The organism is Streptomyces sp. NBC_00503, assembly GCF_036346895.1.
In the GTDB taxonomy this organism is placed as follows: domain Bacteria; phylum Actinomycetota; class Actinomycetes; order Streptomycetales; family Streptomycetaceae; genus Streptomyces.
In genome coordinates this window covers 6,493,193-6,507,203 of the sequence record NZ_CP107855.1, presented here as the reverse complement: position 1 = coordinate 6,507,203, position 14,011 = coordinate 6,493,193, and the positions used below count along the sequence as shown (strand labels likewise).

Genomic DNA, 14,011 nt, shown 5'->3' with positions numbered 1-14,011 from the left:
ACCGCGGCGACCCGCCGGGAGCCGGCCCGGTGGGCACCGTAGGCGCGGGACCGGTAGCCGGAGGCGGGCGGGAGCGTTCCGCCCCGCGGGACGGTCCCGGGACCTGGGACCCGTAGGGCACGCGAAACGGCCCCCGTTCCTCCTGGAGGAGGGACGGGGGCCGCTGCGTGGTGCTAGACCAGCCTGGTGGAGACAGGCGGACTAGGCAGAGATCGGGCGGATCGCGGTCGGGGCGTGGCCCGGCTCGGTCGCCAGCTCTTCGAACTCGGTGACGTCGCTCATGTCGACCGTCTTGCTCATCGAGATGTTGGTGACGCGCTCCAGGATGGCCTCGACGACGACCGGGACGCTGTACTCGGCGGCCAGCTTCTTGGCCTCCTCGAGGGCGGCACCCAGCTCGTTCGGGTCCGTCACGCGGATGGCCTTGCAGCCCAGACCCTCGACGACCTTGACGTGGTCGACGCCGTAGACACCCAGCTCGGGGGCGTTGATGTTCTCGAACTCGAGGTTGACCTCGAAGTTGATGCCGAGACCACCCTGCGCCTGACGGATCAGACCCAGGTAGGCGTTGTTCACGAGGACGTGGACGTACGGGATCTTGTGCTGCGCACCGACGGCCAGCTCTTCCAGCATGAACTGGAAGTCGTAGTCACCGGAGAGCGCGACGACCGGGGTCGTCGGGTCGGCCTTGGCGACACCCAGCGCGGCCGGGATGGTCCAGCCGAGCGGGCCGGCCTGGCCGCAGTTGATCCAGTGGCGCGGCTTGAAGACGTGCAGCATCTGCGCACCGGCGATCTGGGACAGACCGATGGTGGTGACGTAGCGGGTCTCCGGGCCGAAGGCCTTGTTCATCTCCTCGTAGACGCGCTGCGGCTTCATGGGGATGTTGTCGAAGTGCGTACGGCGCTGCAGCGAGCCCTTGCGCTCCAGGTGCGAGGCGACCCAGGCGCTGTAGTCGGGCAGCTTGCCCGCGGCCTTGAGCTCCTTGGCGACCTCGATGAAGGTGATCAGCGCGGCCTTGGCGTCGGAGACGATGCCCAGGTCCGGGGCGAAGATCTTGCCGATCTGGGTGGGCTCGATGTCGACGTGGACGAACTTGCGGTCGCCCAGGTACGCGTCCAGGTTGTAACCGGTGTGACGGTTGGCCCAGCGGTTGCCGATGCCCAGGACGTAGTCCGACTCCAGGAACGTCGCGTTGCCGTAGCGGTGCGAGGTCTGGACACCGACCATGCCGGCGGCGAGCTCGTGGTCGTCCGGGATGACGCCCCAGCCCATGAGGGTGGAGATGACCGGGACGTTCAGCAGCTCGGCGAACTCGACCAGCAGGTCGGAGGCGTCGGCGTTGATGATGCCGCCACCGGCGACGATCAGCGGGCGCTCGGACTCCAGCAGGAGCGAGATGGCCTTCTCGGCCTGCTTGCGGGTCACGGCCGGCTTGTGGACGGCCAGCGGCTCGTACAGGTCCGGGTCGAACTCGATCTCGGTCAGCTGGACGTCGATCGGCAGGTCGATGAGGACCGGGCCGGGACGGCCGGAGCGCATCAGGTAGAAGGCCTCCTGGAACACGCCCGGGACCTGCGCGGCCTCCAGGACGGTGGTCGCCTTCTTGGTGACCGGCTTGGCGATCGACGCGATGTCGACGGCCTGGAAGTCTTCCTTGTGCAGCTTGGCGACCGGGGCCTGACCGGTGATGCACAGGATCGGGATCGAGTCCGCGATGGCCGAGTACAGGCCGGTGATCATGTCGGTGCCGGCGGGGCCGGAGGTACCGATGCAGACGCCGATGTTACCCGGGGCCGTGCGGGTGTAGCCCTCGGCCATGTGCGAGGCGCCCTCGACGTGGCGAGCGAGGGTGTGGCCGATGCCACCCACGTTCTTGAGCTCGCGGTAGAACGGGTTGATCGCAGCGCCGGGCACGCCGAACGCTTGCGAAACGCCCTCGCGCTTGAGGATCTCCACTGCAGCGGCGGCGGCTGTCATACGAGGCATCGAGTTCTCCTGCGGGTCTGGCGGTCAGGCTTTTCCGTAATCCGGAAGTTTTGTTCTGCTATACGGAACAAGCTAAGCGTCGGCCCCGCGCACGTCAAGACGGGAAGGCAGCCCGGAACCCACCAAAAGCCGCGTCTCGGTCGGTGAGTTGTACGAAAAACCAGGCCTCGGCCAAAAATCGGGGGTCTGCCCGCCCCGGTGGTGGCAGGTGGTGGAGCATGGGGATACGCACAGCGACGGAGGGGGATCAGGTCTCATGGCGGATGCGGTACCAGTGCGCTGCCCGGCGTGCCTGCGCGAGAACGACTACACGGTGCCGGTGTTCCCCTGCGCCTGCGGGAGCCCGGTCACCCCGCCGCTCGACCTGTCCTCGCCGCCCCGGGAGCTGACCCATCGCACCTGGTCGGACGGCTGGGTGTCGGTGCGGTGCGCGGCCTGCGGGCGGGAGAGCGAGTGGCCGCATCCGGAGGTGGGGTGCGGATCGTGCGGGACGGTGGTGGCGGTCCCTGTCCACCCGCCGGGCGCCGGGTCCGCCCAGCCCGCCCGGGCCCGGGCCGCTGAGCCCATGGGGTCCGCCCCGGGCCCCACCGCGCCGTCGGGTGGCCCCGTGGCGGTCCGCCCCGCGTTCCGCCCGGTGACCATCCGTACCGCCCGGGACGCGGTGGCCACGGCCGCGCTGTACCTGCGCTGGCTCGGCTTCCAGGACGTGCGCCAGCCCGACGGCCGGCCCATTCCGTCGGCAGCGGTGGACCTGCGGGCCCCGGGCCTGGTCGCCCAGGTGGACCCGACCACGGCGCCGGCCGGGCTGCGGGCGGTGGAATGCGTCTGGCTGAACGGGCTCACGGCCTCCGCGACCAGCGTGTACTTCGCGCTCGCCGGATATACGGAAGACGCGCGCGCCCGCGCGGACGACCTGGGGATACCCCTGTTCGTCATGGACCTCACCGGCATGCCGCAGCCGGTCAACGACCCGGCGGACGAGCTCGTCGGTACGGGGGCCTAGGCTCGGGGCGTATTACGCGATTTTCTGCCGAGGAGAGCTTGATGAGCCTGTACGACATCCCGCTGACCACCCTGTCCGACGAGCCCACCAGCCTCGCCGCGTACAAGGGCAAGGCGATCCTGCTCGTGAACACCGCCTCGCAGTGCAGTCTCACCCCCCAGTACTCGGGTCTGGCCCGGCTGCAGTTCAAGTACCAGGAGAAGGGCTTCACCGTCATCGGTGTGCCCTGCAACCAGTTCGGCGAGCAGGAGCCGGGCAACGCCGAGGACATCCAGACCTTCTGCGCGGCCGGTTTCGGCGTCACCTTCCCGATACTGGAGAAGTCCGAGGTCAACGGTGAGAACCGGCACCCGCTCTACCAGGAGCTGGTGAAGACCCCGGACGCCGAGGGCGAGGCCGGGGACATCCGGTGGAACTTCGAGAAGTTCCTGATCTCCCCGGCCGGCGAGGTCGTGGGCCGCTTCCGCCCGGGCACCGAGCCCGAGTCCCCCGAGGTCGTCGCCGCGATCGAGGCGCAGCTGCCGGCGTAGTGCCCGGTGCAGCTGCCCGACTGTCCGGCTGTCCGGCCTCCCGGCCGGTACGGGGCTGCGCGCGCAGCCCCGTACCGGCCGGGAGGCCGCTCCGGCCTGACCGCCTCGGTGGTCAGTTCACCTGCCGGTCGCGGCCCGACCAGTACGGGTCGCGGAGCTTGAACTTCTGGATCTTGCCCGTGGCCGTGCGCGGAATGGCATCGCGGAACTCGACCGTCGTCGGTGCCTTGTAACCCGCCATGCGCTCCTTGCAGTAGGCGATGATGTCGGCCTCCTGGGCCGTCGCCCCCTCGGCCAGCACCACCAGGGCCTTGATCGTCTCGCCCCACTTCTCGTGCGGGACGCCGATGACGGCGACCTCGGCGACCGCCGGATGGCTGAAGATCGCGTCCTCCACCTCGATCGAGGAGACGTTCTCGCCGCCGGTGATGATCACGTCCTTCTTCCGGTCGGAGATCGTCAGGTGGCCGTCGGCCCCGTCGACCGTGCCGCCGTCGCCGGTGTGGAACCAGTCCCCCTCCAGCGCCGCCCCGGTCTCCTCCGGCTTGTCCCAGTAGCCGTCGAGCACCACGTTCGAGCGGGCCAGGACCTCTCCGGAGTCCGAGACCTTCAGCTTGACCCCGAGCGCGGGCAGGCCCGCGCGGGACAGCTTGCGCGCACGCTCCTCGGCCGGCAGGTCCGCGTCGGCGGGCCGGGTCCGGTTGAAGGTCAGGAGCGGGGAGGTCTCGGTGAGGCCGTAGATCTGGGTGAATTCCCAGCCCAGCTCCTCCTCCACCCGCTGGATGGTCCTGGTCGGCGGCGGGGCGCCCGCGCAGACGATCCGTACCCGGTCGCGGCCCGGGATCGCGCCCTCCCAGGTCGCCGCCGCGTCCAGCACCATGTTCCACACGGCGGGCGCGCCGCACATCAGGGTCACCCCGTGCTCCTCGACGCGGCGCAGGATCTCCGTCCCGTCCACCTTGCGCAGGACGACCTGCTTCACGCCGAGGCCTGCCATGACGTACGGCATGCCCCAGCCGTTGCAGTGGAACATCGGCAGGGTGTGCATGTAGACGTCGCGCTCCCACACGCGGGTGTGCAGGCCGAAGGTCAGGCCGTTCACCCAGATGTTGCGGTGCGTGAGCTGCACGCCCTTGGGGCGGGCCGTGGTTCCGGAGGTGTAGTTGATCGTTGCGGTGGCGTCCTCGTCCGGCCGCGACCACGGGCGCGGCTCCACGCCGAAGCGCATCAGCTCGGTATCGGTCTGGGTGCCCAGGACGAAGCGGTGGCGCGCCTTGACGGCGGAGAGCGACTCGTCGAGCTCCGGGTCCACCAGCAGGACCGAAGCACCGGACTGCTGGACCACGTACGCCACCTCCTCGGGCTTGAGGCGGAAGTTGACCGGCACGCAGATCCGGCCGCTCATCGGCACCGCGAACAGCAGCTCCAGCATCCGCGCGGAGTTGTGGCTGACCACCGCCACGCGCTCGCCCTCGCCGACCCCCAGCGCGTCCAGCCCCGCCTGCCAGGCCCGGACACGCTCGCCCAGCCGCCCGTACGTCGAGTCGGGCACCGGCGCCGCGGGCTGATCGGGCTCGTCGACCACGCCGGGGCTGGAGGAGAACCCCAGCTCCGCCCGGTCGAGGAAGTCCGTGACGGTCATGGGAATCCGCATTGCTTGCTCTCTCCTATGTCCGGAACAGGTACGCATGGCGCCGGTGCATGCATACATGGCACACGGTGCATCGTGCCGTGTCGGGAGGCCGGGCCACCAGAGCGGCGTCAGCCGTGGATTGACCCGAAGCGGACGGACCCGCCGGCGCCGTCCTCGGCCATGGCGGCGAGGAGCACCTCCCCTTCGGCGACGATCTCCGCCCTACGGTCCTTCGTCGCCCCGGAGGACGACTCGAACGACCCGAGCGACCCGAGCGAACCGACCGGCTCGAACAGCTCGACGGTGAGGACGTTCCCGTCCAGCTTCCAGAGCCCGGCGAGGAAGCCGTCGAGCAGGAGGACGCAGTGGGCCTGGTTCCCCGTCCAGGTGCGCCCCTTGAGCTCGGGGGCGATCACGCGGGTCCGGTCGGCGTGGGAGAGGAGCAGGTTGTCGAACTCGGGGAGGAAGCGCGGCGGCGCGGGCACGTCGGCCCCGGGGCGGGGCGCCTCGGGCAGGTCGAAGAGCTCCACGCCGTTCTCGTCCTGGAAGACGACCAGCCGCGGCCGCAACCGCTCGAACGCTTCGCGCAACCGGGTGAGACCGGCCCAGGTCTGCATGTCCTTGACGGAGGCGGGGCCGAAGGCACCCAGATAGCGCAGAACGGCGTCATCGACGGCAACCGCCCCGTCATCCACCTCCCCCACCTCGCCCTCCACCCCTGCCCCTGCCCCTGCCCCTACCCCTGCCTCTGCTTCCGCGCCCACCCACACGCCGAGGGTGGTGAGCCGCACCTGCCCGCTCCTCCCCCACACCCCGCGCGGGGTGACCTGCACGAGCGGCAGCCGACAGCGCGCGGCGACGGACAGCGACTGCGGGTCGGCATCGGGCCACTCCTTGAGCAGCTCCTCGCGAATCTCTCCCATGGTGCGGGGCTCCTCCTCCACGAAATCCCGCGCGAGCCCGGCCAGCCGGTCCAGGTCGACTCCGACCAGGCCCTTGCGGAAGTTGTTGACCTCCCGGTCCCGGGCGGGCTGCACGAGCGGCCGCAACGTCAGCGCGTCCTGGGCCGTGTGGGTGTGGATGGTGGACCGCATGGTGACGATCCGGAGCACTTCCCGGGACTCCATGAGCCCGGCGAGTTCGGCGGGCCGGAATCCGGCGAGGCGGGCGTGGAGCTGGAAGTACGGCGGCTTCACGTTCTGTGCCTGCAGTCCGAGGAGGTGTGCGACGGCATCCTTCGCCGGCATCTCGGCGCGGCTCAGGAGCAGCTGACGCGCGAGCGTGGCGCGGTTCAGCGAACGGGTATCAAGTACGGGATGCGTCGTCCTGGAGGTGGTGGAGGCCATGACAGAAAACTAGCCGCCCTTGCGGACAACTCCTGTCCGCAACCCAAAACCGACCACCCCACACCCACACCCACAACGTCCCCGCCACCCACCACCCCCCATTCCGCGCTATATCCTGCCCCTTGCTCGCAAACCGCATCAATCACATTCGCCCGGGAGCTGCCTGCGATGTCACCCTCGATGTCGGAGCGCCCAGACCGCCGCCCCTCGCCCCCCGCCTCGCCCGCGAAGCGCGCCGGTGGCTGGCGCCGCCCGGGATCCCCTGCCTCGCATCCCCCGGCCACACCCCCGCGGACCCCGAAGCCGGCCCCGCCGGCCCCCACGCCCCCGGACCACCGCAGCGTGATCGACTCCGCCGTCTACCGCGACGGCGTCCGAGTCGCCACGCCCACCACCCTCGCCGAGACCTTCCGCAGGCTGCGCGAACAGCCCGACGGCATGGCCTGGATCGGCCTCCACCGCCCCACAGAGCCAGAACTCCACTCCCTGGCCACCGAGTTCAACCTCCACCCGCTCTCCGTCGAAGACGCCCTGGAGGCCCACCAGCGGCCCAAGCTGGAACGGTACGGAGACACCCTCTTCGTGGTCCTGCGCGCCGCCCGCTACCTGGACGCCCTGGAGGAGGTCGACTTCAGCGAGCTCCACATCTTCGTCGGCCCGGACTTCCTGATCACGGTCCGCCACGGCGCCGCCCCCGACCTCTCCGCGGTCCGCCGCCGCATGGAGGAGTCCCCCGAACTCCTCTCCCTGGGCCCGGAGGCCGCCCTCTACGCCATCCTCGACGCGGTGGTCGACGGCTACGCCCCGGTCGTCGAGGGCGTCCAGAACGACATGGACGAGATCGAGACCGAGGTGTTCCGCGGCGACCCCGAGGTCTCCCGCCGCATCTACGAACTCTCCCGGGAAATGGTCGAATTCCAACGCGCCACCCGCCCCCTGGTCGGCATGCTCCACAGCCTGATGGCGGGCTTCGCCAAGTACGGCACCGACGAGGAACTCCAGCGCTACCTCCGCGACGTGGCCGACCACGTAACCCACACCAGCGAACGCGTGGACGGCTTCCGCCAGGCCCTCACCGAAATCCTGACGGTCAACGCCACCCTGGTCTCCCAACAACAGAACGCCGAAATGCGAGCCCTGGCCGAGGCCGGCTTCGAGCAGAACGAGGAAATCAAGAAGATCTCCTCGTGGGCCGCCATCCTCTTTGCACCCACACTCGTGGGAACCATCTACGGCATGAACTTCGAAGACATGCCGGAGCTGAAGTGGGCAGGCGGCTACCCCTTCGCAATCCTGCTGATGGCAGTGGTCTGCGTCAGCCTGTACCTCATCTTCAAGAAGCGCGACTGGCTGTAGATCGCACACCGGAATCGTTGATCAACTTAGCTCTTGCGAACATCTGGAAGTGGCCCGCAGGGCCCCCTAGGGAGAATCTGAGGAGAATCCGCAGCCCACCCGTGCCGGGCACTCCCCCGCACCTTGGGACAGCCCTTCCCGCACCGCCGACCACCTTCGACCGCACGCGGTGGCGGAGGGTCAGCGAACTGGACGGCAGCGACTTCCGCGTGTTCGGACAGGACGGAACGGGCGGGTACGCAGCGATCTGGCTCATCCGCCCGAGCCGGCCACTGGCCGAGCAGCCCGTCGTCTTCCTCGGGTCCGAGGGAGAGACCGGTGTCGTAGCACGCGACCTGGGTGACTTCCTGTGGCTCCTGGCCGACGGCTTCGGCCCCTGGGAAGCCGCCACGTCGTACGAGCCCGACTGGAGGGCGCACCCCAATCCGGAGTTGGCAGCCGTCGCCGAAGGATTCGCACCGCACCAGCGCCGGTCGGCGGCAGCCGTGATCGAGCTGGCGGCGCAGGAGTTCCCCGACTTCGACGACACCATCATGGAGCTCTGCCGCTGAACCCAGCGCCGTCGTCGCGGACGTTCACTCAGCCGGCCGCCGGACGGGACGAGGAGGAGGTCTTCGCCGCACTGGCCGCGCGCACCGGCGACTGGGGCGCCTCCGCGTTGGCTGTATGTCTGGCCCTCCTGGCGGCATGATCCCCTGGTTTCGTACCGGGGAGCTCACGAAGATCTTCCTGTTCTTCGCGAAGACCCGGTTCCGGAACGGGCCAGGCTCACCTCCCGAGTTCTGGGCAGCACCGACCGGGGCATGTCGACGATGCGCGTCTTGCCGCCCTTGGGTAGAGCGAAGTAGAGGCGCCCCGAGGGAAGTTGCACCTGCCTGCACACCCTGATCATCGATTCCCTTCCCCCTTGCGCGAGGTCACTGCCCGGCCGTCGAGTACGTACGCAGCATCCGCCGGGACAGCCCGCGCGACATCGTCGGCGTGTACACCCGCCGGGCCGATCACCACCCCGCAGCCCGCGCCCCTGGCGCCTACCGCCGTGGCGAAACGATCCGGCACGATCCGGCACGCGACGCCTCGTCCCGCACGCCCTGACGCCCGCCCGCCCGTCCCGGCCCACCGGGCGCGCACGGCTTCCAGGTCCCATTGCCGCAATTCCCTCGCCGGCCGGACCGGCCTGACCGATTGCCAAAGACCGCGGGCAGAAGCCGCATAAGAAAGCGGAATGTTGGATACGATATCAAGGAGTGGCTGATTCTCGCCCACCATTGCTCGCGAGAAATCGTTGGCCCGGATGGAATTGCCGCCGCCTTCCCGTCGAGATCCGCTCGGGGGTGGATGGCTTGAAACAGATGTCACGGATGTTACGGATTACGTGAATCCAATGAAACCCGACAAGGCAGACTGCGGAGGACTCACCGACCAATCGCCGGACATCTTTCCACGGCACCCATCGAAATCCGTCCGGATGGTCGCGGAAGCGTCGGAGAAAATCAAGAGGAGCTCGCGTTAAGGATTCGTATGGACATCCCTGCTTCCCGCTTCCGCTCCCCCAAACGCAAAGGCCGGCTGTCCTGTTAACAGGACAGCCGGCCCCGCGAAGCCGGTCGCAAGGGACCAGCCGAGAACGCACCTACCGACTGAGCATGGCGGATCGATACTGCATCAACCCAGACCGCCGCATCCTCAACCTCCGCAGCCCCATGGTGCGCACGGCCTTCCTTCCGCCCCATGGGCCACCCGGATCACGCGAATTACCGGATCGCCCGGATCACTCCGCGACGCGCACGACCTCCAAGTCGAGCGCTGCTTCCGGTAGCTGGGGTGCAGTTCGGGGATGTCCGGCCTGGACGGTCTCATCGGCGGCCAGCTCGACCGCCTCCCCGAAGACCAGCTCAGCGGCGGAGTCGAGCGTGGACAGCACCCACTCGTCCACCTCGGCACCGCTGCGCTCGGCGGCCTTGAGCCACCGATCAAAGCGGTCGCGAGGCACGGCCAACCGGCGGACGCCGTCCCGGCCTTCGGACTTCAAGACCTCCGCCCCCCTGGCCTCCCGCAGGGCATTGCGGAGCTGCTTCGTCGTCCAGGACAGCTCCTCGGCCCGGCTGAGCCACGTGTCCTGCTCCGCCACCGACAGCGAGGCCACTTCCGCATGGTGCTGGAACGTCAGTCGAGCATGCCTCCTGCCCTGCTCGAACCGGCGGGTTACCCAGGCGTAGTTGCGCAGGGTCTGGTACTGCAGTCCGGCGGCCTGTATGCCCTGCTGGTATCGGTCGGAGAAGTGGTCCTTTCCATAGGTCAGCCAGTCGCCCAGCCACCATGCGGAGGAATCCAGGACACCAGCCAATTGACGTCCGGCCCGCTCCCACTCCTCGAAGGCAAGCAGGTCCGGCAGCTTCAGCCCCACCCTTGTGGTGAGCACCTGGTCAGCGCGCGGCTGCCCTCTGCGTAAGCCTCCGCGCGGCGGCGGAATCATCCTCTCCGCCCGTGGAGTGGATGATGGAGGCGCGCTTATTCCGCCATCGGCGCTATTAGCCAGGATCACGCACATGACCCCCGTTTCGGTCAGTTCTGCACGCGGTTGGAATTGTCACTTTTACATTTCGAGCAGATTCGAGGAAAGCAGCCGAGTAGTTCAGCTGTCAAGATCACTTCGCGGGAGCGCGGGCAATGAGATCGTCAAGGCAACGTCCGGTTGCGGTGCGTGACCGCGCGTGCGTTCGGGGTCGTGACCCGGCGTCGGACAGGCATGCGGCCCAGGTAGGGGCATGCCTGCGGAGACCACGATCACCTACACCGCCGTCGCTGGTTCCTCGACGGCATCACCCGGGCCGCCCTCGTCCTGCTGTACGTCTGACAAGGGCGTTCGGTTCACCGGCAATTGATGTCGTCCGGACTTCGTCCAGGCCGCACTCGGCGAGACCGTATTTCGAAGGGGGACGCCGGCGTCACGCCGGGAACGCCGACCCGGCGCGGCTCGTTCGAGTCGGACAACAAAGCGCTCATGCCACGCTGTTGAGGATCCTGTGACGTGGCTCCTGCTTGAGGTCGCGAGGAACCGTCAGCTGCGCGTGCTGATCCGTCAGATAACGCAACACCGCGAGCACCCGACGGTTGTCGCTCGGGCTGCCGGGGATGTCCAGCTTGTCGAACACCGCCGCCACCCGCTTCTCCACCGTTCCCTGGGATACGACGAGCCGCGCTGCGATCGCACTGTTGGTACGGCCCTGCGCCATCAGGGAGAGGACCTCCAGCTCACGCTCGCTGAGCGCGTCGAGCACGGTCCCGCGGCCGCCGCCGAACCGGTGCGCGGTGCCCGCCGCCAGCGCGCCGACCATGCGGGGATCGACCACGGTACCGCCCACCGCGACGTGGGCGAGCGTGTCCATCAGCTCGCCGGTGTCCGTCATGCGGTCCTGGATCAGATAGCCCAGGCCCGCGCCGTCCCCCGCGAACAGTCGGGCGACATGCTGCGGTTCGGGGACCGCCGAGATGACCAGGACGCCGATGCCCGGGTGTCGGCGGCGGGCGTCGAGCGCGGCCTCCACGCCCTCGTCGCTCCAGGTGGGCGCCAGCCGGACGTTGGCGATGAGGACGTCGGGACGGTGTGTGGAGATCAGAGCGGGCAACACCCTGGCGTCATGGACGGAAGCGGCCAGTTGGTGACCGTAGTCGCCGAGTACGTGTGCCAGGCCTGCCCGCAGTATCGCGGAGCCTTCGGCGATGATCAGTCGCACAGCGGATCACTTCCTTGGCTGGGGCCTACACGGACAGCCGTGCAACTCGGCTGTCCGAGGGATGAGTTCGCCGGCCCGGCCCGCCTCTGTCGCGGACGTCCGGTCAGGCACGACCTGGGCACCCGATCGTAGAGCGCCTTCACTGCGGTCTTCATCTCATCCACCGAGGGCCGCAACCCCGGGGACCGCGGGACGCCGGTCCAGCAGGTCCGCCATGAGGGCCAGGGTGGGCGTCCGCGCGAACTCGCTCATGGTCAGGCGCCGTTCCAGCGCTGTCACCAGCCGCGCGGCCGCCCTCGACGTGCCGCCGATCTCGAAGAAGTTGTCGCCCCGGCGAATGCGTTCGACCGGAACGCCGAGCATATCGGCCCACGCGGCGGCCAGCCTGCGCTCACTCTCAGTCGCCGGTCGGCTGGAGCTCTCACGGTCGTCTTCGCCGGTCATTTGTTTCGCCTCCACTGGGATACCCACTCCGCCCATCGTGAGCCGTTTCGGCATCACGTCTTCATGCAGGGAGACGTTAGGCGACAGCCCTATCAATGCAATATCGCTCCAGTTCCGCCGGAGGTTATGGAGGCTCAGTCCAGCCCCTCCAAGAGCCGTTGCAGCGCACCGACCCGCTTGCCCAGCTCGGCCACCTCGCTGCGCAACTCCTGCTGCTGCGCCGCAGTACGGCAGGCGGTCCGCCGTTCCCTGGTCGAGGTCGCCGAGGCCCAGAACAGCCCCGCTGCGAGGAGTGTCGTCGTGCTCAGCAGTACCGAGCCCGCGATCATCGAGCCTGCCGTGGAATCCATTGTTCCGCCTCTCTCCGGGCCCGTTCGGAACCCTCTGACATGTGCGCGTATTTTGAAGTTACGCGATTGCACTCGCCCTCACCATGGAGGAAATCCTCCAATTAGAGGGAAACTCCGGGCACGAAGAGTGCCCTATGAAATTATCTATTTCCCCTCCGGACGTGGCTGTCGGCCCCCTGGACGAATCCTGGGGGCCGACAGTCATATGCAACGGAAAGGCGGGCGGAGGAAGATCAGAGGCGTTTCTCCCCGGCCTCGAGTCGCCCGGCCACAGCCGGCACCAGTTCCCGTTCCGCACGCCGCTGGATGATGGAGTCGGCGATCTCACCGCTGCGCACGGCGATGTTCGACAGCAGCGACGAAGTCAGGCCGTGCGTGTGCTCCGTACCTCCCTGAAGATAGATGCCGCAGGTCAGCTCGGGTGTGGTGACGAGCCGGTAGTTGCGTTCCACCCGGTGGCGGCCCGCCTCGTCACGCAGGCAGTAGCGGTCGAGGTCGCCGAGCAGATGGGTCGGGTCCATGCCCGCGTAGCCGGTGGCGAAGACGATCGCGTCCACATCGAGCGGCTGGGGCTTCCCGCCGCGCAGCGACTTCAGGAACACCTTCCTCCCGCGCCCGTCGACTTCGACCGACTGGACCTTGCTGAGGTTGTGGTAGTGCAGGCGCTTGGCCTCGGCCACGTCCTCGTCGTACGTGACCTGGTAGAGGTATCGGATGTCGGCGTCGTCGACCACCCCGTAGTTGGTGTTGCGGTGGTAGCGCCAGAAGGCGTCGCGCGCCGACTCGGCGCCGTCGTAGTAGTCGTCGACCGCGTCGGCGTCGAACACCTGGTTGGCGAAGGGCGTGTCGTCCGCTACGGAGTACCCGTACGACGGCAGGATCGCGTGCACCTGCGCGTGCGGGAGCCGCTCGTGGAAGAACTTGGTGATCTCGGCCGCGCTCTGGCCGGCACCGACCACCGCGACGCTCTTGAGCTCCTCGGGCTCGACCCTGCCCCACCTGTCGAGGAACTCGGAGCTGTGCCAGACCCGTTCGTCCCGCACCACCCCGTCCGGCATGCGCGGCTGGAGCCCTGTCGAGATGACGACGTTCCGCGCGTTGACGAGCCGGGTGGCGCCCCCGGCGGTGTCGCGGATCTCGAGCTGCAGATGCTCGGACGTACCGGGTACGTCTCCGGGTGGTAGGCGTATCGCGCTGACGGCCGAACTGTAGGTGACGACGTTGGACATGCTCGACTCGGCCCACTCCAGGTACTGGTGGAACTCCTGGCGGGTCGGGAAGAAGTCCTTGCGGTTGACGAACTGCGCCAGTCGGCCCTTCGCGTGCAGGAAGGACACGTAGCTGAATCGCGAGGCCGGGTTGCGGAAGGTGACCAGGTCCTTCAGGAAGGAGATCTGCATGGTCGCCGACGGCAGCAGCATGTTGCGGTGCCAGCCGAACGACGGCTGGCGCTCGAAGAACGCGGCCTTGACCGGGTCCGTCAGGACATTGGCGCGGTGCTCTTCCAAGGAGATGGACAGCGACAGATTGGACGGGCCGAATCCGATGCCGACCACGTCGTAGGTGGGGTCTTCGTGAACACTCATGGGGGCTCTCCCGGTTGTGGAGCTGATGGTTGTGAGG

Annotated in this window: 13 protein-coding genes; 4 read left to right on the top strand and 9 right to left on the bottom strand. The window is 68.4% G+C overall.

The window, feature by feature from the left end; translation table 11 throughout:
* Positions 1-201: 201 nt before the first annotated feature.
* On the bottom strand, positions 202-1,989 hold the full coding sequence (gene gcl / locus OG490_RS29705; protein WP_330299338.1) for a glyoxylate carboligase: 1,788 nt from the start codon (positions 1,987-1,989) through the stop codon (positions 202-204).
* Positions 1,990-2,295: 306 nt separating this feature from the next.
* Positions 2,296-2,556 carry a hypothetical protein gene (locus OG490_RS29700; protein ID WP_330299337.1) on the bottom strand — a complete coding sequence of 87 codons (261 nt, stop codon included), beginning with the start codon at positions 2,554-2,556 and terminating at the stop codon, positions 2,296-2,298.
* Between OG490_RS29700 and OG490_RS29695 the strand changes: the two genes are divergently transcribed.
* Together OG490_RS29695 and OG490_RS29690 are read left to right on the top strand one after the other, a co-directional pair.
* Positions 2,459-2,992, top strand: a complete 534-nt coding sequence (locus OG490_RS29695; RefSeq protein WP_443065989.1) for a hypothetical protein — start codon at positions 2,459-2,461, stop codon at positions 2,990-2,992. The genes OG490_RS29700 and OG490_RS29695 overlap by 98 nt on opposite strands.
* Before the next feature lie 41 nt (positions 2,993-3,033).
* Positions 3,034-3,522 (top strand): glutathione peroxidase, encoded by a 489-nt coding sequence (locus OG490_RS29690; RefSeq protein ID WP_330299335.1) that lies wholly within the window; start codon positions 3,034-3,036, stop codon positions 3,520-3,522.
* Between the two features lie 112 nt (positions 3,523-3,634).
* On the opposite strand, the gene OG490_RS29685 is transcribed toward OG490_RS29690, so the two are convergent.
* A complete protein-coding gene (locus tag OG490_RS29685; RefSeq protein WP_330299334.1) occupies positions 3,635-5,176 on the bottom strand; it encodes an AMP-binding protein in 1,542 nt (513 codons plus the stop codon).
* Positions 5,177-5,283: 107 nt separating this feature from the next.
* The gene (locus OG490_RS29680; RefSeq protein ID WP_330299333.1) at positions 5,284-6,501 is read right to left on the bottom strand and encodes a winged helix DNA-binding domain-containing protein; all 1,218 of its coding nucleotides are present in this window, start codon (positions 6,499-6,501) and stop codon (positions 5,284-5,286) included.
* Between the two features lie 180 nt (positions 6,502-6,681).
* Here OG490_RS29680 and OG490_RS29675 point away from each other — a divergent pair, with 180 nt between their 5' ends.
* Together OG490_RS29675 and OG490_RS29670 are read left to right on the top strand one after the other, a co-directional pair.
* On the top strand, positions 6,682-7,857 hold the full coding sequence (locus OG490_RS29675) for a magnesium and cobalt transport protein CorA (protein ID WP_330299332.1): 1,176 nt from the start codon (positions 6,682-6,684) through the stop codon (positions 7,855-7,857).
* A 209-nt stretch (positions 7,858-8,066) separates the two neighbouring features.
* On the top strand, positions 8,067-8,408 hold the full coding sequence (locus OG490_RS29670; protein ID WP_443065892.1) for a hypothetical protein: 342 nt from the start codon (positions 8,067-8,069) through the stop codon (positions 8,406-8,408).
* A 1,220-nt stretch (positions 8,409-9,628) separates the two neighbouring features.
* Here the strand turns inward: OG490_RS29670 and OG490_RS29665 are convergent.
* The 5 genes from OG490_RS29665 to OG490_RS29645 form a co-directional block, all read right to left on the bottom strand.
* On the bottom strand, positions 9,629-10,264 hold the full coding sequence (locus OG490_RS29665) for an LmbU family transcriptional regulator (RefSeq protein ID WP_330299331.1): 636 nt from the start codon (positions 10,262-10,264) through the stop codon (positions 9,629-9,631).
* Between the two features lie 595 nt (positions 10,265-10,859).
* Positions 10,860-11,594 carry a response regulator transcription factor gene (locus tag OG490_RS29660; protein WP_330299330.1) on the bottom strand — a complete coding sequence of 245 codons (735 nt, stop codon included), beginning with the start codon at positions 11,592-11,594 and terminating at the stop codon, positions 10,860-10,862.
* A gap of 156 nt (positions 11,595-11,750) precedes the next feature.
* A complete protein-coding gene (locus OG490_RS29655; RefSeq protein WP_330299329.1) occupies positions 11,751-12,038 on the bottom strand; it encodes an acyl carrier protein in 288 nt (95 codons plus the stop codon).
* Between the two features lie 134 nt (positions 12,039-12,172).
* Positions 12,173-12,388, bottom strand: a complete 216-nt coding sequence (locus tag OG490_RS29650) for a hypothetical protein (protein ID WP_330299328.1) — start codon at positions 12,386-12,388, stop codon at positions 12,173-12,175.
* Positions 12,389-12,621: 233 nt separating this feature from the next.
* Entirely contained in the window at positions 12,622-13,974 is a 1,353-nt protein-coding gene (locus OG490_RS29645) for a lysine N(6)-hydroxylase/L-ornithine N(5)-oxygenase family protein (protein ID WP_330299327.1), read from the bottom strand.
* Positions 13,975-14,011: the final 37 nt, after the last annotated feature.